The sequence below is a fragment of the Ruegeria sp. BC3 genome, from assembly GCF_056539265.1.
In genome coordinates, this window is record NZ_JBQFUP010000014.1 from 1 (window position 1) to 24,853 (window position 24,853).

Below are 24,853 nucleotides of genomic sequence, written 5' to 3' on the forward strand. Positions count from 1 at the left end.
CTCATCTCCACTCCTTGGCGGTTACGATGAGCCAGAAACCCTCTCTTATCAAATCTACTTAAACTGTCCCATTGGTGCTGACGTCAGACACCTGCGGTTTGATAGCTGACAAAATGTTCAAACCTAACTCGAGAATGCCTCCAAGCTTGTAAGCCGCGCCAATCGTGCCGAGCCAGACGGCACACCGAAAGATCAACACCCCTGCGCTCCAGTATGTCATTGAAAGTAAAGTCGGTGATCGGTTGCGTCATTTATGGCTCCAATCTTAAGAAAACATCGTCACGTCGAGGTGGTTCGACTTTGTCTAACACAAGAACATTATTGGCAAAAAATCACATGTATCACCTGATCCAGTTCACCACATCATCTTTGATGCGCTAAACCTATCAAACCCAAATTTGAAGCCGCTCGGGAACCAGTAGATGATCATTCGCGTTTTTAAGATCGGGACCAAGAGTGTTCTGGCATTGCTATTTGTTCTCTCACTAACTCTCAACATTGCAACCGTTACAATCAGTGGAGTGTACACTGCGGTCTCTGGAGCAGCGTCCGCTATTGGGCTTTCGACCGTTGCCGCAAGAGAGGCCGGAGAAAAGATGGCGAACAGGAAAGCAGCCAAGAAAGTCGTTCAGCGGACTTCAAAGCGTGTGTCTGGTAGAATGGCACGCGGTGCGGCGAGAAACAGTGCATCAGCTCTTGGTGAAGCGATCCCCTTTGTCGGTGTCGCGGTGATCGCAGGCGGTTTAGCCATGGAAGTCAGTGACGCCTGCGAGACTGCCAAAGACATGAAAGGGTTGGAGGCTGCAATCGATACAGATGGCGATCCAGTAGCAGCTCAAAAGAAAGCAATGGCCGAATTTGACTGCACGGAACTGATCCCTAACGCAGAGGACCTGCCAACCACTCAAGAAATCTGGGCCGGTATGCTTGCCGCGCCGGATAACGCTTGGGAAAAGGCGAGCGCGGTTATCGCTGACCTTCCGGAGTTGGACTTGAGTGGACGCGCGGAACGAATGCTGGATTTTTGGGGGAACAAGTTTGAAGCCGTTTGGTACTACTATTTTCCGGAGCAACCACAACCGGAGCAATAGCGGCCAAGTGCCCACGAAAAATGGATCGAACGAATGAAAGAAATACTTACATTAAGTGCTTTAGCATTGTTGATTGCTGGCCCCGCGTCTTCAGACGAAACTTGGTACGCACCAGAGGACTACGACATCGCTTGGGTCCAAATAACCGATAGTGCAAAGAATGGATGCTGGACCAACATTGGCGAGGTACAGACATACGCGGAAGACCAAATGAGGCTACTTGGGTTCAATGTTGTCGAGGAGCCAATTGTTGGCGATGAAGAAGCAAGTCCCGTTTTAAGTGAAGATGGTATTTTTCTTTGGATAAATGTGGTTGGCGAACGATTGAACAGTGGTCTTTGCGTTGGATACGTGAACACCACATTTTTTGCCACGATGATAAATCCCAAAAGAGAAGACTTCGCAATCGTGAACCCTGTAGGTCTTACCGCCCAACCCTTCTCAATATGGACTGGAAAGAACTTCAATACTTACACGTTGGATTACATAAAACAGACACTTCCGGTCTGGGTGGAGCGAGGTGTCATCGATGACCAATGAGCGATGACAGGATGAGCAAATGCAAGCTTCTCAAACAGAGTGGTTGAACCTATGGCCGCTAGCATTGGTTCTTGTCTACTGGCTCCTTACCTCAGCTAGGTTCAAGGGCTGGTTTGGAGAACTTCAGGTCAAGTCAGCACTGAAGAACAACTTGGATGCTAACGAATACCGCGTATTCAACAACGTCACATTGCCAATACGTTCCGGAACGACGCAGATCGATCATCTGGTCTTGTCTCGTTTTGGGGTTTTCGTAATCGAGACAAAAAATCTGAAGGGTTGGATATTTGGAAGTGCCGACCAAGCTCAGTGGACCCAAGTAATTTACGGTCGAAAATGGCGCATGCAAAATCCGCTTCGCCAAAACCATGCCCACATAAAGGCGGTTCAGGGTTCTCTAAATATCAGTGAATTCAAGATACACGGTATCGTGGCGTTCGTGGGAAGCAGCAGTTTCAAGACTGCCATGCCAGCGAATGTTGTTAGCGGCGTCCGTCCCATAATCGCGTTGATATGCTTCAGAACAATCGAGGTGTTCAGTCGCAGTGAATTGGATGATCTTGCCCAACTGCTGGAAAGCAAGCGCCTCAAGCCAGGTGTAAGTACTCACTTCAAACACACAAAGCACGTAAAGAAAAAGCTGACAGTGATGGAAAACGCCTGCCCGCGTTGTCGCAGTCGTATGGTGGAGAGGCAAAACCGCCGAACCGGCGAGCAGTTTTTGGGTTGCACGCGTTACCCAAAGTGCAAGGGCACACGTCAACTCAACTAGATCAGTGAATTGTCGCCAGCCGTTAGATACGCCCTGTACGGTGCTCTAAGAAGGCTTCCAGCAAAGGCAATGATCCACAATGATCCAGTCAGGATTGTTCTTCACCTCGGCCTGCGCCTTCTCGTGATCCGTAGGCATCCCCTCAGGCACAATTCCCAAGATCGTTACAGCAGGGATTAGGTCATCGGTTCCATCATCAAAGGCCACTCGCACAAAGCCGCCATAATAGGGCTCCAGCACCTCGCCGGTGGCCAGTACGCAGTCATGGGTCACAGTCACCACATCGGTGTCTTCATGTCGCCCTGTGAGCGCACCAGCCTCCACGTCCACGTAAATCACGTGCTGGCCAACTTCGACGCTCCTCTGCCAGTCCAGCGGCTTGCTAAGGTTGCCGCGCACATCGTTGACGAATTCCTCCAAGAAGATCGCTGCGGGTTGCGCCTTGCCCGGTTCGATAAGATATCCGAAATGCACCTTTGTTCCTTTGCTGTGTTTCCATTAGAAGAACTGCCGTCTTACCCAAAATTTAGTCTCATTCCTCGTGAAAGCAGAACCTTCCCTCTACATAGAATAAAGCACCAGTTGACACGAAGTTTGGAGTGCCGACGATGGCAGCTAAATTGGCTTGAGTTGTTGAGGAATTTTATGAACTACAGTTGCAGTTCTGAAGCGTATTTGGAGAGAGCTAAAGATTGCCTCGAACAAGAGGATCCGCGAAATTTGTTCTATGCTGCCTATGAGCTGCGATGCTTCGTGGAAAGACGGCAACAAGACTATCTGGAAGCACAAAAAGAGTATCGAAAATCTCTCCCGGCCCGATGGAAAATTGGGAAACAGTCCCGTGAACTAAGGCGCGTTTTCGGCCTCGAGAAAATCCAGAGAATAACAAACGTCTTCGCGAATGGTTTTCAATTTGTTTCTGAGTACGTGCCAGTTTCCAGCGAACTGCGAACTCATGCTGAGCGATTAGGTGAATTGCTCCACTCTCAAAGCACCGATCTTCAACCTGAAAAAATGGATGAGATGAGAGATTTGCTAACGAGAGTGTCTAAGGCTGCCTCTGAGTGTCAATCGGGTAATATGCTGTGTCCGGCATTGGTCGATGAAAAAAAGGGGAAAACACTGGTGGGTGCCACACTGGCGTTGTCTGAGACCGACTTAGTGAAGTTCAAAGAGGCTGTAGCATTAGGTGGGCATATGACCTCGAACGTTGAATACGTCGAATTCCAAACTTAGCAGCATCAGCCCAAAACTCTGAGGAAGATTGCCGCGCTGCCTCATACACGAACCTTGATTACCATTCATACGCGGAATATGTGGGGGTCTATATGGGGCTCAGGCCCGGTCAACTTTGAAAGGCCCTTTGTTTTAAGGCGTTTCATGTGGGATTTTGGTAGCGGAGGAGGGACTTGAACCCCCGACACGCGGATTATGATTCCGCTGCTCTAACCAACTGAGCTACTCCGCCATGAGTGAGAGGCGATTTAAGCGAGGGGCCCGAGAGGGTCAAGGGGGAAAACAACTACAAAGCAGGATTATTTTCATCCTTCGCTAAGACCGTCTTGGTCGCGGAATTGGGGGTGGTTCCCGCGTGCTCGGCCATTCTGCGAATGAAGGCGGCGCACGCGTCAGGTGCGGTGATGGGGATCATATGTCCCAAGCCCTCGATCTTTTCGTTGCTCAATCCGAACCGGGTCATCGGGTCACCATTGGCCGAGGGTGATAGGATCGCGTCCTGCGCACCATACAGGATACCCCCGGGCACCGAGAGGTCGCCATAGCGGGCAACCTGTGCGGCAATGCTGGCGTCCACCCCGACAACATCCTGAGATGCCGTAATGAAGGCCGAAGGGCGCAGGCCCAAGGCTCCGCCTGCGCGATCCAGAAAATCTTCGGGCGGTTGTTCCGGGTCAAACACAGCGCTCAGTGCATGCGGGGCGGTTTTGGCTGAAATTGGCACGGCAATCGTGTTTCCAATAAAGCCACGCAGCCACTCGGTGCGGATTTCCAGCGGTTTGAATACTTGAGGGGTCTCTGGCAGCTTTTGGGTCAGCGGTGCCAGCAGGGCGAGCGCCCTTGTCTTCTCGGGGTGATCCAGCGCCATGGCCAAGGATACGGCCCCGCCAAGCGAATGGCCGACCAGAACGGCATTTGTAATGCCTTTGGTATCCAAAAACTCCTGAATCATGCTCGCTTGCTCGGGCAGTTGACCCAAATCGGCGGTATTGCGTGTGGAATAGCCGCATCCGGGCCGATCAACCGCGATCACGTGGTAGTCGTCGGCCAATAGGTCCATAATGGCATAGGTGAAATGCTGCAACTGTCCCGCGAGCCCGTGGATCATGACGATGGACTGCTTGGACGGATCTCCTTTTTCGACATAGTGGATGCTGCCGCCCTGAACGGGGACAATCTGGCCAAGTTGTGGGACACGATCCAACCCCTGTCGGGTCAGTCGTCGGGTCCACAGGTTCATGCCGACAAAGAATCCGGCAATCAGCAGGACGATAACGAGGAAAGCGGTCATTTCATCAAGCTCCGCCTGAAGGTGGGACCGGAAGATAGTGCTCCAACCCGGATTGCGCCATACGCTTTTCATACTCGGAAACGGTACCGGGCCAAAGCGTCGTGTTTCGTCCTTGCGCGTCCTGATACCACGACGTGCACCCGCCTACCTGCCATACACTGTTCAGGTGTCGGTCCTTCATTTCCTGTTCGAACGCAGCCTGTTTCTCTGGCCTTGGCGTTATGGCCTGCACCCCGTCTCGCCGCATCTGATCCAGAACCTGGCCGATATGGCGCACCTGCGCCTCGATCATCAGAACGACCGAGTTATGGCCAAGCCCGGTATGCGGCCCAAGCAAGATGAAAAAATTTGGAAAACCCGCAATGGCGGTGCCCAGATGCGCCTGCATCCCTTCCGACCATGCCTGCCTCAGAGTCAGGTCGTTTGATCCTGTGATGTCTAGGTTGTCGATAACGTCGGTGACGTGAAAGCCTGTGCCCCAGACCAGAACATCTGCCTGCGTGCGGGTACCATCGGCTAGGATAACCTCATCGCCTTCAATCGATGCCACGCCCTGTGGGATCAAAGAAACGTTGTCCCGCGCCAACGCTGGATACCAGTCGTTCGAGCTGAGGATGCGTTTGCAGCCGATCTGGTAGTCTGGAGTCAGTTGTGCGCGCAATTCCGGGTCAGCGATCGCGTTTTCCAGCGAACGCCGCCACATCTTCATGGCAAAACGCACCATCCTTGGCTCGCCTCGGAAAACGCGATGGCGGAATTCGAATGTCATGTAGATCAGTTTGCGGCGTATCCGGGGCAGCAGCGGGATGCGATGATAGAGGCGGCGCAGCCAGGGCGCGATGGGGCCATCGGGCCGGGGCAGGACATAGGGGGCACTTCGCTGAAAGACAGTGACATGGGCGGCGGTTTTGGCGATCTCCGGCACAAACTGGACCGCGGATGCGCCAGTCCCGACGACGGCGACCCGTTTCCCCGACAATGAAACCGAGTGGTCCCACTCGGCAGAGTGAAAGCGCGACCCCGGAAAGCTGTCAGCACCCGGAATGTTCGGAATACTGGGCACATGCAGGGCCCCTATGGCCGAGACCAGAAATCGCGCAGACCAGCTTTGCCCATCTTCGGTGACGACTTGCCAACGTTCACCATCCCAGCGGGCGGATTTCAGTTTCTGGCCAAAATGGCAGAGGTCATAGAGGCCTTCGTCGCGACAGATCTTTTGCAGATAGGACTGAATCTCCGCGCCTCCGGCATAGGCGCGGCTCCAATCCGGGTTCAGATGCGTGGCCATCGAATAGAGGTGCGAGGGGATGTCGCAGGCGACGCCGGGATAGGTGTTTTCGCGCCATGTCCCGCCGATGTCGTCGGCCTTTTCGAGGATCGCGATGTCGCGGATGCCGCGTTTGCACGCCTCGATTGCCATCGTCAGCCCGGAAAAGCCCGCGCCGACAATCAGCATGTCAGTATGATGCTCCATGCGCCCGTCCCTCCCAAATCGACCGTTAGCATGGGGCAGACTATAGGTGCAGAGGGTGGTGTGAACAGCCTCCCGTAGGGTCAGGTGCTGTTCACGGTTCTATCAGCCGCGCAGGATTTCCCCTTTGGGATCAAAGGGTGGTTCGTGCAGGATGGTCGCTTTGTGTGGCCGTCCAAGAACCATCACTTCGACTGTGTCGCCGGGTTTGGCCCCGGCCACGTAGCCAAGCGCCAGCGACATGCCGACCGAATAGCCATAAGCGCCCGAGGTTACACGACCGATCCCCTGACCATCTTTGAAGATCGGCTCGCCACCAGTTGCGTCAGCGTTTGAAGCAGCGGTATCGCCTTCGTCCAGATGCAAAAGGACAAGCTGTTCGCGGGCAGGGTTGGCCAAGACCGCTTCGGCGGCTTCTTTGTTGAGGAAATCCTTGCCGAACTTGCACAAGCGATCCAACCCAACCTCATGCGGCCAGTATTCCGGGCTGTATTCGCGGCTCCACGAACCATAGCCTTTTTCAACGCGCAGGGACATCAGCGCCCGGCTGCCCACCGGACCGGCACCAAACTCGCGACCTGCTTGTAACAAAGCGTCATTCAGGCGCGCCTGATCCTCGGTCGCGCAATGAACCTCCCAGCCCAGATCGCCCGTGAACGAGACCCGCAGGGCCAGCACCTCGATCCCGGCGAGTTCGATTTTGGCCGAACGCATGAATGGGAAATCTTCGGTGGCGAGCGAGGTGTTGGTCAGGCGCTGCAGGATTTCGCGCGATTTGGGGCCAGCGATGTTGAACCCGCACACTGCTTCGGTTCGGCTTTCAAACGTCGTGCCTTCGAGCAGGGGAACCTGTTTGAAGAACCGCTTGTGATAACGCTCGGCCATGCCCGAGCCGATGATCCAGAATTCGTCTTCGGCCACACGGGTCACGGTGAAGTCGCCGGCGATGCCTCCGCGTTTCGAGATCAGAGGCGTTAGACAAGATCGCCCAACCGCCTTGGGCATGGTGTTGGCAAACACGGCGTTTAGCCATTCTTCGGCCAGCGGACCCTTGCAGACGTATTTCGCGAAGTTTGAGATATCGATGATACCCGCTCGTTCCCGCAGCATGCGGCATTCGTCACCAACCGGTCCCCACCAATTCTGGCGCGTAAAGCCATTGGTATCGGTGGCGCCCGGTGTGTCTGCGAACCACAAAGGGTGCTCCCATCCCGCGTTCAGGCCGAATACGGCGCCCATCGCGGCCTGCATCTGATAAATCGGGCGCGTCCGCGCGGGGCGTCCTGCGCTGCGTTCTTCGTTTGGGAAGTGGATGGCGAACCGGTGGGCATATTGGTCCTGCACGCGGGCCATGGTGAATTCCTTGGTCGCCCAGTTGTCGAAGCGGGCCATGTCCCACGCGAACATGTCGTACTGTGTCTCACCTTCGATGATCCACTGCGCTGCCATCAGGCCCATGCCGCCGGATTGTGAAAAGCCGGGGATGATACCGTTGCAGCAGAAGTACCCGTCGACCTCGGGCACCGGGCCCATCAGAACGTTGCTGTCCGGTGACCAGATCATCGGGCCGTTGATAACGCGCTTGATCCCCGCCTCACCCACGGCGGGCAGGCGTTCGATGGCGTTCATCATATTCTCTTCGATCCGTTCCAGATCGTCGGGGAACAGATCATGTGCAAAGTCCAGAGGTGTGCCGTCTTCGGCCCAGAACTTCATGTCTTTTTCATAGGCTCCAACCAGCAGTCCTTGGCCTTCCTGACGCAAGTAGTACTCGCCATCGCGATCACTGACCGAGGGCAGGCGGGTGCCGTGTGCTTCGACATCGGCCATGGTTTCAGTCACAAAATACTGGTGCTCGGTCGGCTGCAGGGGCAATTCGATGCCGGCCAGCTTGGCCACCTCGCGGCCCCACAGGCCAGCGGCGTTCACAACCCAAGGGGTGCGGATGTCGCCTTTGGGGGTCCGCACGATCCAGGTGCCGTCCTCTTGCTGGTCCGTCGCGGTGACTGGGGTGAACCGATAGATCTCGGCCCCGCGTTGCCGCGCGCCGACCGCGTAGGCATTGGTCACACCCGAAGGGTCCACGTTGCCGCCATCGGGTTCGTACATCACACAGCGGATGCCGTCATAATTGACCAGCGGGTTCAGGCGCTGCGCCTCTTCGATGCTGATCTCATAGAAATTCATGCCATAGAGCTTGGCCTTGGCGGCTTGCAGCTTCAGCTGATGCTCACGCTCTTCGGTCTGCGCTAGGTACAGCGATCCGGGCTGGAACACGCCGCAGCTTTGGCCGGTCTCGGCCTCAAGCTCTTTGTACAAGTTCATCGTATAGTGCTGGATGCGGCTGATATTGGTGCTGTCATGCAGCCCGTGGATGTTCGCTGCCGCATGCCAGGTCGAGCCTGACGTCAGCTCATCCCGTTCCAGCAGCACCACATCCGACCATCCCAGTTTGGTCAAATGATAGAGGATCGAACACCCGATCACCCCGCCGCCAATCACCACTGCCTGTGCATTCGTTTTCATGAGCCTGCCGTATCAAAGTTGGTCCCGCGGTCATGTGCCCCTATCGCGGCGTCACCGACAACGGACATAAATTTCATGTTGGGTTGAGCGGTTTTAATCCGAGGCTAATCTCAGAATTCCAGCTTATGCGCCCGACCATACGCGACCAGTCGTTGGTTCAGCATGTCCGCCTCTGGCGCTCCGGATTCCAGTGCGAAAACAAAGGCATGGGTCAGGTAGAAGCAGGCCGCGTCGATATCCTGCGCCGCTTCACGCTCATCCGCGGCCATAGTGTAAAAACGGATCAGATCGGCAGGATCGTTTCGATCATGCGCGTCCAGCAAAAGGCGATCCAGTTCCTGTTTGTTCATGGGCGTCCACTTGCACCGGGAATTCGGCCTGCCATAACATAGCAGGCCGATCCAAAAGGGTTACTCCACGCGGCCGTTTTCGATCTGCGTCGCGACCCAGTGGTGGAAGTTATGCGTCGGTCCGTCCATTGCGGGCGAGAACCGCCCGCCGTCAAACAACATCCCGTGCCGACCCTTTTGCATGCCTTCAACGACAAAGACGTCTTCTTCGAACACCGTCTTCCACAGCTGAGCGTTTGACGCGCGCAGCCCGTCGTGCTGCGGCGTGTCTTCCACGCTTTTCGCGTAGTAGAGCTCAATGTGTTCGACAGTGTTTTCCTGATCGACGGGTTCCAACACAATTGCAAAGGCATGGTCCCGCTGAACACCCAGCAGAACGTTCGGGTAAACCGCAATGTATTCCGCGCCTTCATTCCATTTGTCGCTGAGCCCGTCAAAATCCGGAAAGGTCGCGCCGTCCTGATCCGTCAGTTGGCGATAAACCAGCGTGCCCTGACCAGAGTAGTGGCCCCGCGCTTCGATGTTGTAGTGATCTTCCAGCCGGGAATAGCTGTTCAGGCCGGGATGCACCCAAGGCAGGTGATAGCTTTCACAGTAGTTTTCGACCGCCAGTTTCCAGTTGGTTTTGACCTCAAGCTTGAATGAAGACGTCTCACCGCCATGAAAGACGGGTTGTTCGAATTCTTCCCAGCGTTCCAGCAAGGCACCGTGGACCTCTTCGAACTCGGGCGCGCTGCCGTCGACATTCACAAAGATCACGTCGCGCCAGACATATGAGCGCACGCGCACGAGGCCCAGATCCTCACGTTTGACGTCTTCGTGCTTGTTCTGACCCGGACCGCCCACATGCGGGGTTGCACGCAGTTCACCTTTCAGGCTGTAGCACCAGCTGTGATAGGGGCAGCGGATCGCGCCGCCGATCTTGCGCGGCGTGTCCACCAGAATCATCCCGCGGTGACGGCAGGTGTTCTGGAAAACTCCGACCTCGCCATCCTTGTCACGAACGATCAGCAGGGGCATTCCCAGAAAATCGACCGGTTTTGCATCACCTTCTTCCGGGACGTCTTTGCCAAACCCGATCCCGGACCAGTTGGCATAAAGCACAGAGCGTTTTTCCTCGTCGAAAACAGCCGGGTCGATATAGTGTTCATTAGGCAGACCGTTCGCGACGTTTACATCGGCCAGAACGGAAGACAGCGCGCTATGCTTGTTCATCGGGCTCTCCTGAGGTTTTGCTGGATGCGTCCTGTTCCTTTTGACGGATCGTATCTTATTGCCTCAATACCAGAAAAGCTCATCAGTGGGTGATCTCACCTAAACCGAACCTTCTTGAACCTCCTGAATGATCCAATCTTTCAGGGCGCGGGCGCTGTCCGACAGTTCGTCATCGGGGCGGCCCACCAGATAGAACTGGTTTGGCGCTGCCAGTTGGTGAGAGCCGATTGGAACCAGTTTGCCCGATTGCAGCATCGGTTGGATCAACCGTTGCCATCCCAACGCCAGACCTGCGCCTTTGCGGGCAAGCTGCAACGCAACCGAGTAGCTGTTTACGCGGGATTCAATCGGAACCGTGCCGTTATACCCAAGCTGCTGGAACCAGTCCGGCCAGGTCGTCCAACTGCGGTCTTCGGAATCTAGGTGGATCAACCGCTCACGCGTCAGGTCCTCCAAATCGGCATCCGCTAGCCTGTCGGCCAGTTCCGGACTGCCGACCGGGACCAGGTGATCTCGAAACAATGGCGTGTGCGATAGGTTGGGATCGCTATCCCTGCCATAGCGAATGAAAAAGTCGACGTCCGGGCGATCCCGGAAAGGCCGATCCTGCGATAGCTGGTCGACATTAACCTCGGGCATCTCGCGCCAGAACCGAATGACGGCCGGTGAGAGCCACAGCGCCGCCACCGCTGTGGTCGAGCCCACTGTTACCTTTCCCGCCGTGGACCGGTCGCGGATCATGCTGAGCGTCTTTGAGATGCGGCCAAAGGACGTAGACAATGCCTCGTACAGCGCTTTGCCGTCCTCGGTCAGGTCGACGCCGCGATGCTTGCGTTGAAACAGGGGCGTGTCCAGATCGCCTTCAAGTGCTTTGATCTGGTGGCTGACTGCACCCGGTGTGACGGACAATTCTACGGCAGCGTTTTTGAAGCTGAGGTGGCGAGCCGCGGCCTCAAATGCAGACAAGGTTGTGAGCGGCGGCAGGTTATAGTGACGTCTGGACATTTCAGCAGGTCAGTTGTTGTCGGCTTTAGTTTAGTTTTGGTCAACTTAGTTTTAATTTTTTTGAAGGTGAAAGCCAGAGTTGGTCACGAGATTTGGTGTTTTTTTGGTTCACGTTTGCCGCCAATGTCGTATTTTTCGTCAATACGTCGGTTCTGGCCGAATTTAGTCCCGCCCGTCACTATAGTCATTTTGACCAACAATTATTGCGTTTAGCAGGGTTTCTGGGTGAAAACGCCCGACGCCGCAAGGTGGTTCTGCCAAAATCGACGCACCAACTGACCGCCGGGACAGGCCGAAAGGGAAAGTGATGGAGGCGCGGAACGTATCCCCGGTTGGTTTGACTACGCATAGCCTGAAACTTGCTTGTGTTGAATTCACTGCAACTCAGAATGGGGCGAACCATCGCCTTGCGCGACAACATGGGCGCAACTCAGAAGCAATTGGAATGCAGATTTTTGGGCCTTTGGCGATGGATTGACCGTCTGCTCCTGGATCAATGGGCGGACTGCATGGACACCGAGACAACTATAATAAGAACGCGACACCACGGAGGAGAAATATGTCGATACCCGAACCTTTTACGGACGTTGAAATAGAAACGGCCGATGCCGGTTTCTATGAAAACTACAGCGTCCCAATCGCCCTAATCAGTAAGGGCATCATGGTGGCCCTTGTACTTTGGGCACTGGTCTTTCCGGCCAACGCCACCAGCACGCTGGGCACACTGAACGGAAAGTTGCTGGAAATCTTCAACAGCTTCTACATCATCATTGTCGGCGCGTTTTTCTTTTTCCTGGCCATTGTCGCCATCCTTCCGGCTACTGGTCGCCGGATTATGGGAACACCGGGTGAAAAACCTGAATTCTCGAACTTCTCGTGGTTTTCGATGATGTTTGGCGCCGGTCTGGGCGTTGGTCTGATGGTCTTTGCCACGGCCGAGCCGCTGGGTCTGTGGGGGTCAAACCCCGTGGTCGTTTCCGGCGCAGTCGAAGGCAACACGCCTGAAGCCTTGCAGTCGGGGTATCGCTTTACCTTCCTGCACTACGGCTTCCATGCGTGGGCAATCTATGTCGTAACCGGCCTTTCGCTGGCCTACTACGCCTACACGCGCGGTATGCCACTGACTATTCGTTCGGCCCTGACCCCGTTGTTTGGTCGCCTGATGAACGGGTTCCTGGGTCACGTGGTTGACGTTCTGGGTGTTGTCGCAACGATCCTCGGTGTGTCGGTAACCATCGGTTACGGCGTCAGCCAGTTCATCGACGGTGTCTACGCGATCACCGGCATGGGTTGGGTCATGGATCTGGGTGGCGAAGTTCCGACCCCGAGCAAAGTGGGCCTGATCACCGGTCTGGTCGTCATCATGGGCCTGTCGATCATCTCGGCTGTGTCGGGTGTTGGCCGCGGAGTGAAATACCTGTCGAACCTGAACCTGGTTCTGTCGATCATCCTGCTGGGCACCTTCGTGGTCTTTGGTTCGTTCGTCTTTGCAATGACCACATACGGCACGGCGATGGTGGACTACATCCTGCACTTCCTGTCGCTGAGCTTTAATGCCTACGGTCCGCTTTCGGCCGAGGCGTTTGCGGCAGCATTGCCCGCTGAGGCGCAGGCGCATGCCGACGCTCTGATGGGCGGAGCAACCAACGCCTGGGGCAGCTTTGACGGCTTCAAGAGCGGTTTGGAAGGCGCGGCAGCGCAACTGGACGAGGCAACCCTGACAGCAGCTTATGCTGCCGGTGAGCAGGGTCGTCAGTTCGGATGGCAGGCAGGTTGGACCACGTTCTACTGGGCCTGGTGGATCGCCTTCTCGCCGTTCGTGGGTCTGTTCCTGGCGCGTATCTCCAAAGGGCGTTCGGTGCGTGAGTTCATTCTGGGCTGTGTATTCGCTCCGGCACTGGTGTGCTTTGCCTGGATGACCATCCTGGGCGGAACCGCAATTGATCTGGAACTGGCAGGTGCAGCCGAAGGCGCGATCATCGGTGCATCGAACACCAACAAGCTGTTCACGACACTGTCCTACATGATCGATGGCGGACTTCTGTCCATGCTGAACATCATGTGCGTGATCCTGATCATGACCTTCCTGGTCACCTCGGCGGACTCGGGCATTCTGGTGATGAACACCATCATGTCCGGTGGCAGCCAGGAAACCGGTATCAAGCACCGCATCATCTGGGGCGTGATCCTCACCGCCGTGATCGGCGCGCTGATCTTGGCGGCAGGTGACAACAACCCGATGGACGCACTTCGCAATGCGATGATCATCGGCGCGCTGCCCTTTACCATGGTGATGGGTCTGATGTGCGTGTCGCTGGCCAAGGCGCTTTACCGCGACAGCCTGCGGGACAAGCATTCTGCCGAAACTCAGGCGGCTGAATAAGGTCTGAGTTCCAAAAAAGCTAATGCGCCGCCCCGACCGGGGCGGCGTTTTTCGTTCCGGGACGGTGTCGCTTCCTGCAAGCAGACATCGCAATCAGTGAGGTGAGCCGCCGCCGAATCCGTCAGTCTGAGTGCAAGATTGGAGGATTGCCCCGTGAACATTCGCACCACGACACGCGCTGGCGGACGCTCTGCCCGCAGAGCTATGCGTACCGCCCCGAACTTTGAAATGCTGCCTGGCCTGACACGCGGTATCCCTCTGTGTGAGGTGATGGACGGCAGCCAGATTGAACGCATTGATAATGCTTCGATGGATATTCTTGAGAATGTCGGCGTTCAGTTCCGCGACCCCATCGCCCTGGAAGACTGGAAGAAGGCCGGTGCCAAAGTCGAAGGTGAGTTGGTTTACCTAGATCGTGGACTCGTGCGCGAACTGATCGCCACTATTCCAAGCGATTTCACGTATCACGCGCGGGATCCGAAAAAGAACGTGCGGCTGGGTGGGAAGCACTCGATCTTTGTGCCGATGACCGGCGCGCCGTTCCTGCGCGATCTGGACGACGTCCGCCGCAACCCAACGCTGGACGATCTGGCGATGTTCCACAAGCTGAGCCACATGATGCCCGCGTTGCACAGCTCGGCGCATCATATTGTCGAGCCCTACGATCACCCGATCAGCCAGCGACACCTGCGGATCACGTATTCCTCGATGAAGCATTCGGACAAGACGTTCATGGGGATGACCACCAGCCCCAAGAACGCCGAGGATGTGATGGAGATGTGCGCGATCCTGTTTGGGGAGGAGTTCCTTGAGGATCACCCGGTCACCACAGGCAACTGCAACGGCAACTCGCCGCTGGTGTGGGACGAAACCATGTTGGGCGCAATGCGCGCCTTCTGTCGTCGCAAGCAGCCTGTTCTGTGCTCGCCCTTTGTGTTGGGCGGCGCGAACACGCCCGCATCCGTTCCGGCCACCGTCGCCCAGCTGAATGCCGAGGCGCTGAGCGCGCTGGCCTATACGCAGGTGATCCGCAAGGGTGCGCCTGCGATCTACGGTCACTACTTGTCTACCGTTTCCATGAAGTCTGGTGCGCCGATGGCGGGTACGCCCGAGATCAGCCTGATGAACTTCATGATCGGCCAGATGGCGCGGCACTACGATGTGCCGTGGCGCACCTCGAACACGCTGGGCGGGGCCAAGACGTTTGATGCGCAGGCCGGCTATGAGTCCGCGACCACGTTGCAGGCGGTTGTTCATGCAGGGGCTAACTACATTTGGCATAGCGCGGGCTGGAACGAGGCCGGGATGCACTGCTCTGTCGCCAAGTTCACCGTCGATGCCGAACAATGCGCGATGGCCTACCGCATGGCTGAAGGCCCCAAGTGGCACGATTTCGACCAGGCCATCGCGGCGGTCCCCGATGTTGGCCCCGGCGGACATTACCTTGGCCACCCGCATACGCAGGACAACTTCCAAAGCGCCTTTTTCATGCCGGAACTGTTCGACAACAACTCGATCGAGCAATGGCAGGCTGAGGGCAGCGTCGAAATCACCGAACGCGCGCTCAACCGCGCCCGTACGTTGTTGGCCGAGTATCAAGAACCCAAGCTTGATGAGGCCAAAAATGAAGCCTTGTTGGACTACATCGCCCGGCGCGAACGAGAAATCCCTGCGGCTGATGAGCTGAACCAAAGCTACTAGGCTAATTTTCCCCGAAACTCACCCGCCCGGACCATAGGGCGGGTTTTTTCCTTTCAAGAACGCCACGGAAATCAAACAGTGAAAATCGCCGAAATTCACATCTATAGCCACGATCTGCCAGTCAAAAACGGGCCCTACACGATGGCCAACGCCGAGGTCTGGGCGCTGGATACCACGCTGGTCAAACTGGTTGCCGACAATGGCCTGATCGGTTGGGGCGAGACCTGCCCGGTCGGCCCAACTTATGCCGAGGCGCATGCAACCGGAGCCCGCGCCGCGTTGGCATTGATGGCCGAAGGTTTGGTCGGCGCCGAAGTCTCTGTGCTTGGTCTGCACCGTCAGATGGACAGCCTGCTGAACGGCCACAACTATGCCAAAGCGGCCATCGACATCGCCGCGCATGATTTGCTTGGTAAACAATTTGGGGTCAGCGTGTCGGACCTGCTTGGCGGCGCTGCGGTGGACAAAGTGCCGTCTTACTATGCGACCGGTGTGGGCGCACCGGACGACATCGCGCGTCTGGCGGTGGACAAGTTGGCCGAGGGTTATCCGCGCCTGCAAATCAAGGTCGGGGGCCGGCCGGTCGAGCTGGACATCGAAACCATCCGAAAGGTCTGGGAGGCAATCGGCGGGTCCGGTATGCGCCTGGCCGTGGATGGGAACCGAGGCTGGACAACCCGCGATGCCTTGCGCGTCAGCCGGGAATGCCCGGATATTCCTTTCGTAATGGAGCAACCCTGTAACACGATCGAAGACCTGCAGAAAATCCGCCCACAGGTGAGCCATCCGATCTACATGGATGAAAACAGTACCAGCCTGAACACGGTCATAACGGCGGCGGGCACCGGTCTGGTGGACGGGTTCGGCATGAAAGTCACCCGGATCGGAGGCCTACAGCCCATGCGCGCCTTCCGCGACGTGTGCGAAGCGCGCAATCTGCCCCATACCTGTGATGACAGCTGGGGCGGTGACATCATCGCAGCGGCTTGCACGCATATCGGCGCGACCGTGCGGCCTGAACTGTTGGAAGGTGTGTGGCTGGCCGCACCCTACATCGACGGCCACTATGATCCCGAAAACGGAATCCGCATCGAGGCTGGGCATATCAACGTGCCAACCGGTCCGGGTCTGGGCGTTGTGCCGGACGAGACCCGCTTCGGCGCGCCTGTGGCATCGTTCTGAGGGAGCAGCTTATGGAATTCGAAGGAAAAACTGCATTGGTCACCGGGGCTGCTGGCGGGATCGGAGCCTCTCTGGTCCAGCGCCTACGCGCCGCAGGGGCCCGGGTTGCTATTGCTGATCGCACGGTCGAGGGGATTGAGGCCGAGGCGCATTTGCCCGGTGATCTGCTGGACCCGACTTACGCTGATACTCTACCGCAGAAGGCTGCGGACGCGCTGGGCGGGCTGGACATCGTGGTCAACAACGCAGGCGTAATCACGCGTGGTGCGGTCACCGAGACCTCGGATCAGGATTGGTCTTTGTCGCTTGGCGTCAACGTCGAAGCGCAGTTTCGGGTCTGTCGCGCTGCGATCCCGATCATGGCCGCAAATGGCGGTGGTGCGATCGTGAACACTGCATCCTGCTGGGGGCTGCGTCCCGGTCCGAACCATGCGGTCTATTGCATGACCAAAGCGGCCATAGCCTCGCTGATCCAATGCATGGGCATGGACCACGCCCATCAGGGTGTCCGGATCAACGCGGTCTGCCCGAATTAGGTGAACACCCCGATGCTGCGCTCGGGCTTTGCCAAACGCGGTTTCGACCCGGACAGCGCTGTGGCCGAGCTGGGGCAAACCGTCCCGCTGGGCCGCATCGCCGAGCCCGAGGACATTGCCGACGTGATCCTGTTTCTGGCCTCGGACGCCGCGCGCTATATGTGCGGTGCGTTGGTCGAAGTGAACGGAGGCAAGCCGGTATCATGACCCGATTTGAAGGCAAGACCGCCCTGGTCACCGGAGGGCGCAGCGGCATTGGTCAGGCCATTGCCGAACGGTTGCGGCAGGACGGCGCGTGGGTGTTCACCGCGCAGCGTGGAAAAGATCCCGAGTTCGAGGGGATCGAGGCAGATTTCAGCGATCCGAACAGCCCGGCAGACGTGATCGCGCAAGTCATCGACCGGGCAGGGCGTCTGGATGTCCTGGTCAACAATGCGGGTATGATGCAAGAGGCGCCGGTCGAAGAGATGTCGCTTGATGATTGGCACCGCAATCTGTCGGTCAACCTGACGGCGCCTTTTCTGCTGATCCAAGCGGCATTGCCTCATCTGCGGGAAACACTGGGCAGCATCGTCAATATCGGTTCTATCGAAGGGCTGGGCAGCAATCCCGGCCACGCCGCCTATTGCGCGAGCAAGGCGGGCTTGCATGGACTGACGCGCGCCGTGGCTGTGGATCATGGCGCTGAAGGAATCCGATGCAACGCCGTAGCACCCGGCTGGATCGACACAGAACTGAACATGGATTTCATTGAAACGCAGCCAGACCCCGACGCTTTTCGCCGAGACATTGGCCGCATTCATCCCTTGGCCCGGACTGGTCGTCCCGCAGAGGTCGCCGCCATAGTCGCTTTCCTGGCATCGGACGAGGCCAGCTTTGTCACCGGTCAGGTCTATACTGTGGATGGGGGGCGCATGAGCAAGCTCAGCCTTCCCTGACGGGCAGGTTCACTCCTTCCCCGATCGCCACTCTTTCCAAATCAGATAGCTGTTTGCACCCAGTGAGGCGAAGGGCTCTGGCGGAAGGCGCGGGGGCATGGGCTGGGCCAGGAAATGATCGGCGATATCCGAGCCGCCTTGCGCGACAAGTTCTGCTACCCCCATACCCTGCAACGTGCCACGAGCGATGCCCAGACCGTTCTGGCAACAGGCCGAGTACACGCCGGTATCCAGCTCACCAAACGCCGCCGATCCGTTTCGGCTGAGGCAAAGCATCCCAGCCCAGCGGTGCTCCATCTTGACGTCAGGCAAATGTGGAAACCGTTCCCGGAACTTGCGGTCATGCACCCAGCCGGCATTGCGCAGGCGCATGGGGCTGGTCTCAATCGTCGGGTGAAAGGTCGAGCATGTGCGGATCAGGATCCGGTCGCCGTAACTGCCCGAGACGCGCCGGACCGAGGTGCCCATCGGATCAGCGGGCGTGACGGACCAACGGGGTTGGCCGCCCAGCGTCTTGATCTGTTCCGGTGTCAAACGCTCGGTGATCGACGCATAAAGGCAGATGTGCATCAGCCTGCGTTCATAGAAGCCAAAGCTTTCTAGATGACCGTTATTGGCCAGAACAATCCGACCCGTTGAAACCTGCGCTTCGGGTGTTTTAACCAGCCATCCCGCACCTTGTTTTTCGAACCCAGTAACAGGTGAGTTTTCGAACAGATCGACCTGTGTTGAAAGATCAGAGGACAAGGCCCGAATATATCCGGCGGGTTGGATCATTAACGTGCCGGGCGCAAAAAGGCCGGATGTGTAATGCGGGCTGCCTGTGATCTCTTGCATCTGTTGGCGGTCGTAAAGCGTACAGGGCTCGCCCAGCCTTTCCAGATGGGCGGCGAATTCCTGGTTGTGCCGATCCCCGGCCCGCGTGGCGGCGGCATTGAATTTCCCGCAAGGGTCGAACATTTCCTGCGGCAGGTCGCAGTCCTGCGCGACCTCTGTTGCGAACCCAATGGCACGCCGGTTCAACGCAATGGTTGCCCGGTCCGCCTCCAGCCCATCGCCTGCATAATTGTCGGATGCCAGATCATGCGGCAGGTCGATCATGAAGCCCGAATTGCGCCCGGCAGAGCCATCGGCAAAACGCCCGGCCTCCAACAGAACGACCTTCAGCGTCGGATCAAGCTGGTGCAGCCGCCGCGCGGCAGTCAGGCCTGCAAACCCTCCGCCGACGATGGTGATATCGGCCGAGATGTTTCGGTCCAACTGTGGCAGTGGGGTCTGAGGCGGCAGAATGGCGTTCCATCCTGCCGGCCCTGTTTGCCTTGGTAGCCGTTTTGCGGTGTAGGCCGTCAATCGACCGCCTCATCCGCGTCATCGGCCAGATCGATCCAGATGGTCTTCAGCTGGGTGTACTGATCATGCGCGTGGACAGAGTTGTCCCGACCCCCAAATCCCGACTGTTTGTAGCCGCCAAACGGGGTCGTGATGTCGCCTTCGCCAAAGCTGTTGACCGTCACCGTGCCCGCCCGGATCGCCCGCGCGCCGCGAATGGCGCGTTTCGCGTTGGCGGTGAAGATCGAAGCGCAGAGGCCATACTCGGTGTCATTGGCGATCTTGATGGCTTCGTCAAAGCCAGAAACTTCGATCACCGACAGGACTGGTCCGAAGATCTCTTCCCGCGCCAAAGTCGAGTCGTTACCGGGCACTTCGACTACAGTGGCCTCGACAAAGCCTTTGTCAGCTTCTCCGCCGATCACCACGTTTTCGGCCTGATCCAGATAGCCGCAGACCTTGTTGTAGTGGCCTTCGCTTACCAACGCGCCCATGCGGGTCTCCGGGTCCAGCGGGTCGCCGATATTCCACTGCTTGGCGTGATGGGCGATCCGCTCCAGCAATTCTGCCTTCACATCCTTATGCACGATCAGACGGGACGAGGCCGAGCAGTTCTCGCCCATGTTCCAGAACGCTCCGTTGACGATATGCGCGGCCACGCGGTCGAGGTTCTCGGCGTCGTCCATGACGATGGCGGGGTTTTTGCCGCCCATCTCAAGCACGACCTCTTTGGCGTTGCTTTCGGCGGAATAGGTCAGGAACCGTTTGCCGGTGACGGTCGAGCCGGTAAAGGACACCATGTCGATATCCATGTGCCGTCCGATTGGTTCGCCCACCTCGGCCCCGCCGCCGGGGACGATGTTCAGCACACCGCGCGGCAGACCGGCCTCCATCGCCAGTTCAGCCAGGCGCAGGGCGGTCAGTGTGGTTTCTGCGGCAGGTTTCACAACAACCGAACAGCCCGCCGCCAGCGCAGGCCCGATCTTCCAGGCCAGCATCAGCAGGGGGAAGTTCCACGGCAGAACAAGCCCGACAACACCAATCGGTTCGCGCACGACCATAGCGATGTGATCGTCGCTGGCGGGTGAGACCTGATCATAGATTTTATCGATCGCCTCGGCGTGCCATTTCAGGCAGTGGATCGTCTCGGGCACGTCCACGGTTTCGCAGTCGAAGATGGTCTTGCCGCTGTCGATGCTTTCCATCACCGCCAGTTCGCGGGCGTTGCGGGTCATCAGCTTGCACAGCCGGATCAGCACGTCCTTGCGGTCAGACGGATGCAATTTCGACCAACGGCCATCGTCGAACGCCTCGCGCGCCTTTTCGACGGCAAAGTCCACATCTGCAGCGCCGCAGGCCGCGATGTCAGCCAGTTTTTCGCCAGTTGCGGGGTTCACTGTCTCGAACGTGTTGCCAGAGATCGCCGGGCGGTATGCACCATCGATGAAGGCGCTTGTGGGCAGGGTCAGCCCTGCGGCGATGGATTTGTATTCGTCTTGTGTCAGCAATTCCATTGCTCAGCCCTCCGCCACAATATCAGCGATTGTTTTCTTCAACACACGCGTCACCTGTTCCAATGCGCGCTTGTCGTCCTTGTTCAGGCCTTTCAACGGAGGCCGCATGGCACCTGCGTCGATGCCGTTCATGGTCACGCCATGTTTGATGGTCTGGATGAACTTGCCACCCTGTTCCAGAACCCGCATCAGGGGCATCATCGCGGACATGATCCGGCGGCCTTTGGCGAAATTACCTTCGATCACGCAGGCCTGATACAGCGCCACATGCTCCGCAGGCAGGAAGTTCGACCCGCCGCACACCCAGAATGGTGCGCCCCAGGCAAAGAACTCCAGCGCCTGATCGTCCATGCCGCAGCCCAGTTGGATATGCGGATAGTCGCGGGCCAGCAGATGCACCCGGTTGATATCACCCGAGCTTTCCTTGATGCCGCAGAAGTTCCGGCTGCGACCGACGCGGTCCAGAAACTCTTCGCCCATCATCGTGCCGGTACGGTGCGGATAATTGTACAGCATCACCGGCAGATCGGCGGCCTTGTCGATGGCCAGCGCGTTCAGGGCGTTTTCACGGTCGGTTGGAACAGAGTAAGGCGGGCTGGCGAGCAGGATCGCATCGGCACCGATCTCACGCGCACCCGCTGCCAGCGCAATCGAGTCCGGGGTCAGCATCGCGCCCGTGCCAACGACCAAAGGCAGGCGGCCTTTCAATTGCTGATGCGTGAATTTCGCCAGTTCCAGCCGCTCTTCCACCGTCTGGGCATAGTTCTCGCCGGTTGATCCACCCGAGATCAGGCCATGCACGCCGTTTTCGATCAGGTATTCGATAACGCTGGACAAGGCGTCCCAGTTCACGCTGCCATCCTCGTGATAGGGCGTGACCACAGGGGTATAGATCCCCTCAAACTTGAAAATCGGGTTCATTCCGTCCTCATGCAGGTTTCGAAAGGGGCGGTATGCCCATCGGGACATCCAGCGCATCAGGCATCACGAACAGCTCAATCTGATCGCGAGACAGGTTCCAGTGGTCTTCGGCCAGCCGCGCAGCAGCCGCCTCATCGCCCGCCTCGATGGCGGCGATGATGGCGTCATGCTGGTTGCTTGCCTCGGACAGGTTTTCGGTCATTTTCGCTGTTTGGGGCCGGTAGAAAGTCATCCCGATCCGAGCATGGTCAATCAGCAGCCGGTTGAAGGACGGCAGCAGATAGACATTGCCCGACATCTCTCCGGTCACATCGTGAAAGCGGTTGTTTGCAAGGGCACGATCCTCGGCAGACCCGGATCGCAAGGCAGCCTTGAAGGCCTGCTGCGCCTCTTTCAGGGCGTCAATCTGCGGTCGGGTCGCGTTTTGCGCCGCCAGCCGCAGGATCGCGCCGTAAACCATCGGTGCGGCCAGAAAGAAGTCGCGCAGCGTCGTATAGGACATTTCCGACACCCGGGCGCTGCGGTTGGTGCGCAGGTCCAAATACCCCTCACCGGCCAATTGCCGGAAAACCTCTCGCAGCGGGGTGCGGGACAGGCCGAAGGCGTCGGACAGATGTGCCTCGTCCAGATCCGTTCCGGGCTGCAGGCGCAGGGTCAGGATCGAGACCTTCAGGTGCTCTGTCAGCTCAGCTTTCCGAGATTTTGCGTCGTCTTTCATCCGTTCCTCCAACGGCTGCGCGAATCGCGATCGTCACTTCGTGCACTCTCTGTATTCTATAAAAATACAACTTGTATACAGAAAAAAATCGTGCAGCATGGGCCGTCGACCACGCCAATCTGAATCGGACGTCCATGCGCCAGCCCCGCCACATCACTTTCATTCTGATCGAGGAATTCTCGCACCTCGCCTTTTCCTGCGCGGTCGAACCGTTGCGGATCGCTAACCTTGTCAGCGGCGAGGACCTCTATGCATGGTCGTTTGTGTCCGAGCATGGCGAACAGGCTGTGTGTTCGAATGGATCGGTGACGTTGGTGCATCACGGGTTGGACGCACTGCCTAAAACCGACCAACTGTTCGTGCTGTCGGGTATCCATATGCGCAACCATGTCTCGCGCCCGTTACTTGCGACCCTGCGCCGCGAACGGGCGCGTGGAACCGCTATCGGGGCACTATGTTCGGGCGCGTGGCTTTTGGCCGAAGCGGGCTTCCTGGACGGAATGCAGGCCGCCATTCACTGGGAATATCACGACGCATTTATGGAGGCGTTTCCCGAGGTGAATTTGGTCCGCAGCGTTTTTGTGGCGGATGAAAAGCATATCACCGCTTCGGGTGGGACGGCGACAGCAGACCTGATGCTGCATCTGATTGAAAAAGATCACGGCGAGGAACTGTCCGTCGCAGTGGCCGATCAGATGGTTTACAACGCGGTGCGCAATGCCACTGCCAAACAGCGGGTGTCTCTGCAATCGCGCAACGGTATGCGTAATGCGCATCTCGCCAAGGCGATCCACATCATGCAGGATTGTATCGAAGCGCCCGTGTCACCGTCGCAGATTGCCGAAGAACTTGGAATCTCGACACGGCAGTTGGAACGGTTGTTTGGCAAGTACCTCAACACCTCACCAAAGAAGTATTTCATGGAATTGCGGCTTGAGCGTGCGCAAAAACTGCTGCTGCAAACCGAAGCCTCGGTGACCGAGGTCGCCATGGCCTGCGGATTCGAAAACCCGGGGCATTTTTCACGCGTTTACAGGTCGAGTTTCGGTGTGACGCCGCACGCGCAAAAAAACAAAATAGACTAAGAAATCAAAGCGGGGGGAGCGTCTCTGCCGTAAGGCGAGCCTGGCCGGGCAGGCGCTCACCCCCTGGTCCTGCTTCGTACCCCCTCGTTAAAACTGTACTGGTAAACTGGATAGCAGGATTGAGTATTCATAGATGCCGAAGTTGGCATAAGTTTTACGAGATCGTGTCAGATATGTGTGCGATTTGGCTAAAACCTTAATGTTCGCCGCATTTCAACTGTTGACCCAAAGGTGCAAATCAGGCCAACTTAACAGGTGAATTTGTCTGGACATAGTTTTGATTTGGCCACAAAAATTTTTGGATTGGGAAAATCTGGCGAAAAATCCCATTCAAGCCAAGGCATCAGACCTCATATCTTCATCATCTGATTTCGATGGAGGACAGAATGCATCTGGAACACGGTAAATCTGAACACCGCCCCGCCAACGGTGCCGTTGCGATCGCAAACCGCGAACGCCAGATTTGTGATGCTTCCAGCGCAGCAAAGTCCGCTTTTTCCGAAATGACCTCAAAGGCTGGGTACTCGCCGGAGATGGCTGAAGTTCAGCATCGTGTATTCCAAATTTTCCGCTGGTATTTTTTGTCGGCCTATTGCTCGCGCCTGCTGAGCGATGCCTCAAATCGTTTGGAGCACCACACCTTGCAGACCTCGGTCGACGTATTCAGCGCTGTGCGAATGGCTCTTACTGAAGCCGAGGTGGAAGCAGCAATGACGCTCGTGCGGGACGACGTGACGACGATTGCCGCAGCGCGGGCCAACAAAATCGGTTGCCGCGGGCATTCCGCTGGCTGGACTGCCGCAACTTTGCGGCAACGAGGTCGCGAGGTTCCGGCGGAAATCAAAAATGCGCTTGCGGGTGCGTTGTCGGCATCGGTTCGTCTAAACTGATCCACAGAGCCGACAGCTAGCAAAGATCAGTCCCACGCAGCCGGGGATTGAACCAGTAATGGTCGTACCTGTCTAGCCCCCGTGTTCTGGGCCATTTCGGACTAGAGTTTCGGGGACTGGTGGGCGCATGTTGAGGGCCTGATGCGGTCGGGTGTGGTT

The 24,853-nt window shown here is 57.4% G+C and carries 21 protein-coding genes, 1 tRNA gene and 1 pseudogene; 11 read left to right on the forward strand and 12 right to left on the reverse strand.

Going from position 1 to position 24,853, the window contains the following annotated elements:
* Positions 1-422 precede the first annotated feature (422 nt).
* Genes ACR0MV_RS21165 through ACR0MV_RS21175 form a run of 3 tightly spaced genes read left to right on the forward strand, consistent with a single transcriptional unit; the run spans position 423 to position 2,403 of the window.
* Positions 423-1,091 carry a hypothetical protein gene (locus ACR0MV_RS21165; RefSeq protein ID WP_480703658.1) on the forward strand — a complete coding sequence of 223 codons (669 nt, stop codon included), beginning with the start codon at positions 423-425 and terminating at the stop codon, positions 1,089-1,091.
* Positions 1,092-1,124: 33 nt separating this feature from the next.
* A complete protein-coding gene (locus tag ACR0MV_RS21170) occupies positions 1,125-1,631 on the forward strand; it encodes a hypothetical protein (protein WP_480703660.1) in 507 nt (168 codons plus the stop codon).
* A 19-nt stretch (positions 1,632-1,650) separates the two neighbouring features.
* Positions 1,651-2,403: a nuclease-related domain-containing protein gene (locus ACR0MV_RS21175; protein WP_480703662.1), complete on the forward strand. Its 753-nt coding sequence runs from the start codon at positions 1,651-1,653 to the stop codon at positions 2,401-2,403.
* A 45-nt stretch (positions 2,404-2,448) separates the two neighbouring features.
* Here ACR0MV_RS21175 and ACR0MV_RS21180 read toward each other — a convergent pair whose 3' ends face one another.
* Entirely contained in the window at positions 2,449-2,877 is a 429-nt protein-coding gene (locus tag ACR0MV_RS21180; RefSeq protein WP_480703664.1) for a hypothetical protein, read from the reverse strand.
* Positions 2,878-3,048: 171 nt separating this feature from the next.
* On the opposite strand from ACR0MV_RS21180, the gene ACR0MV_RS21185 reads away from it, so the two are divergent.
* The gene (locus ACR0MV_RS21185; RefSeq protein ID WP_480703666.1) at positions 3,049-3,639 is read left to right on the forward strand and encodes a hypothetical protein; all 591 of its coding nucleotides are present in this window, start codon (positions 3,049-3,051) and stop codon (positions 3,637-3,639) included.
* Positions 3,640-3,794: 155 nt separating this feature from the next.
* On the opposite strand, the gene ACR0MV_RS21190 is transcribed toward ACR0MV_RS21185, so the two are convergent.
* From ACR0MV_RS21190 to ACR0MV_RS21220, 7 genes are all read right to left on the reverse strand, one after another.
* Positions 3,795-3,871, reverse strand: a tRNA-Met gene (locus ACR0MV_RS21190).
* Between the two features lie 54 nt (positions 3,872-3,925).
* Positions 3,926-4,930, reverse strand: a complete 1,005-nt coding sequence (locus ACR0MV_RS21195; RefSeq protein WP_480703668.1) for an alpha/beta fold hydrolase — start codon at positions 4,928-4,930, stop codon at positions 3,926-3,928.
* Between the two features lie 4 nt (positions 4,931-4,934).
* Positions 4,935-6,404 (reverse strand): flavin-containing monooxygenase, encoded by a 1,470-nt coding sequence (locus ACR0MV_RS21200; RefSeq protein WP_480703670.1) that lies wholly within the window; start codon positions 6,402-6,404, stop codon positions 4,935-4,937.
* Between the two features lie 102 nt (positions 6,405-6,506).
* On the reverse strand, positions 6,507-8,927 hold the full coding sequence (locus ACR0MV_RS21205) for a GcvT family protein (protein ID WP_480703672.1): 2,421 nt from the start codon (positions 8,925-8,927) through the stop codon (positions 6,507-6,509).
* 110 nt (positions 8,928-9,037) lie between these two features.
* Positions 9,038-9,277, reverse strand: coding sequence for a hypothetical protein (locus ACR0MV_RS21210; RefSeq protein WP_170427266.1), 240 nt, complete (start codon positions 9,275-9,277; stop codon positions 9,038-9,040).
* A gap of 60 nt (positions 9,278-9,337) precedes the next feature.
* Positions 9,338-10,492: an aromatic ring-hydroxylating oxygenase subunit alpha gene (locus ACR0MV_RS21215; protein WP_480703674.1), complete on the reverse strand. Its 1,155-nt coding sequence runs from the start codon at positions 10,490-10,492 to the stop codon at positions 9,338-9,340.
* A gap of 99 nt (positions 10,493-10,591) precedes the next feature.
* Complete coding sequence (locus ACR0MV_RS21220) at positions 10,592-11,497, reverse strand: LysR substrate-binding domain-containing protein (RefSeq protein ID WP_480703676.1); 906 nt, start codon at positions 11,495-11,497, stop codon at positions 10,592-10,594.
* 559 nt (positions 11,498-12,056) lie between these two features.
* Here ACR0MV_RS21220 and ACR0MV_RS21225 point away from each other — a divergent pair.
* The 5 genes and pseudogenes from ACR0MV_RS21225 to ACR0MV_RS21245 all read left to right on the forward strand — a co-directional run bounded on the left by ACR0MV_RS21225 (position 12,057) and on the right by ACR0MV_RS21245 (position 18,237).
* Positions 12,057-13,880, forward strand: a complete 1,824-nt coding sequence (locus ACR0MV_RS21225) for a BCCT family transporter (RefSeq protein ID WP_480703678.1) — start codon at positions 12,057-12,059, stop codon at positions 13,878-13,880.
* A gap of 153 nt (positions 13,881-14,033) precedes the next feature.
* Positions 14,034-15,581: a trimethylamine methyltransferase family protein gene (locus tag ACR0MV_RS21230; RefSeq protein ID WP_480703680.1), complete on the forward strand. Its 1,548-nt coding sequence runs from the start codon at positions 14,034-14,036 to the stop codon at positions 15,579-15,581.
* Positions 15,582-15,659: 78 nt separating this feature from the next.
* On the forward strand, positions 15,660-16,763 hold the full coding sequence (locus ACR0MV_RS21235) for a mandelate racemase/muconate lactonizing enzyme family protein (protein ID WP_170468866.1): 1,104 nt from the start codon (positions 15,660-15,662) through the stop codon (positions 16,761-16,763).
* A gap of 11 nt (positions 16,764-16,774) precedes the next feature.
* Positions 16,775-17,506: pseudogene (locus tag ACR0MV_RS21240) on the forward strand (SDR family NAD(P)-dependent oxidoreductase).
* Positions 17,503-18,237 carry an SDR family NAD(P)-dependent oxidoreductase gene (locus ACR0MV_RS21245; protein WP_480703682.1) on the forward strand — a complete coding sequence of 245 codons (735 nt, stop codon included), beginning with the start codon at positions 17,503-17,505 and terminating at the stop codon, positions 18,235-18,237. The pseudogene ACR0MV_RS21240 and the gene ACR0MV_RS21245 overlap by 4 nt, the downstream one beginning before the upstream one ends.
* A 9-nt stretch (positions 18,238-18,246) precedes the next feature.
* On the opposite strand, the gene ACR0MV_RS21250 is transcribed toward ACR0MV_RS21245, so the two are convergent.
* Genes ACR0MV_RS21250 through ACR0MV_RS21265 form a run of 4 tightly spaced genes read right to left on the reverse strand, consistent with a single transcriptional unit; the run spans position 18,247 to position 22,719 of the window.
* On the reverse strand, positions 18,247-19,587 hold the full coding sequence (locus tag ACR0MV_RS21250; RefSeq protein ID WP_480703684.1) for an NAD(P)/FAD-dependent oxidoreductase: 1,341 nt from the start codon (positions 19,585-19,587) through the stop codon (positions 18,247-18,249).
* Entirely contained in the window at positions 19,584-21,080 is a 1,497-nt protein-coding gene (locus tag ACR0MV_RS21255) for an aldehyde dehydrogenase (RefSeq protein WP_170427257.1), read from the reverse strand. Before ACR0MV_RS21255 ends, ACR0MV_RS21250 begins: the two co-directional genes overlap by 4 nt.
* Before the next feature lie 3 nt (positions 21,081-21,083).
* A complete protein-coding gene (locus ACR0MV_RS21260; protein WP_480703686.1) occupies positions 21,084-22,001 on the reverse strand; it encodes a dihydrodipicolinate synthase family protein in 918 nt (305 codons plus the stop codon).
* 7 nt (positions 22,002-22,008) lie between these two features.
* Positions 22,009-22,719 carry a GntR family transcriptional regulator gene (locus tag ACR0MV_RS21265; RefSeq protein ID WP_170427255.1) on the reverse strand — a complete coding sequence of 237 codons (711 nt, stop codon included), beginning with the start codon at positions 22,717-22,719 and terminating at the stop codon, positions 22,009-22,011.
* Positions 22,720-22,853: 134 nt separating this feature from the next.
* Between ACR0MV_RS21265 and ACR0MV_RS21270 the strand changes: the two genes are divergently transcribed.
* Both ACR0MV_RS21270 and ACR0MV_RS21275 read left to right on the forward strand, forming a co-directional pair.
* Positions 22,854-23,804 (forward strand): GlxA family transcriptional regulator, encoded by a 951-nt coding sequence (locus ACR0MV_RS21270; RefSeq protein ID WP_170427254.1) that lies wholly within the window; start codon positions 22,854-22,856, stop codon positions 23,802-23,804.
* A gap of 386 nt (positions 23,805-24,190) precedes the next feature.
* Complete coding sequence (locus ACR0MV_RS21275; RefSeq protein ID WP_170427253.1) at positions 24,191-24,694, forward strand: hypothetical protein; 504 nt, start codon at positions 24,191-24,193, stop codon at positions 24,692-24,694.
* Positions 24,695-24,853: the final 159 nt, after the last annotated feature.